The organism is Halomonas sp. SIMBA_159 (assembly GCF_046536035.1).
Classification (GTDB): Bacteria; Pseudomonadota; Gammaproteobacteria; order Pseudomonadales; family Halomonadaceae; genus Vreelandella; species Vreelandella venusta_A.
In genome coordinates, this window is record NZ_JAWJBT010001402.1 from 1 (window position 1) to 242 (window position 242).

1 pseudogene is annotated in these 242 nt (G+C 47.9%); it reads left to right on the forward strand.

From position 1 onward, the window contains the following. Positions 1 to 242 (forward strand): annotated as a pseudogene (locus R0J87_RS23860) (hypothetical protein); the annotation flags it as partial.

Below are 242 nucleotides of genomic sequence, written 5' to 3' on the forward strand. Positions count from 1 at the left end.
GTTTTACCGTCTGGTTGCTGCGTGATTTTGCTATCTGGCTGCTGTTGTCGAATAAATTTACCGCTATGCGCGATCTCTTTGCCTGGCAGTTAGTGGGTGATGTGTTAAAAGTGGGCGCTTATGTCTTTGGTTATCTGGTGATCGCCAAAGCGTCACTGCGGTTTTATATTCTGGCGGAAATCAGCCAGTTCACTTTATTGATGGTATTTGCCCACTGGCTAATCCCTGCGCATGGCGCACTG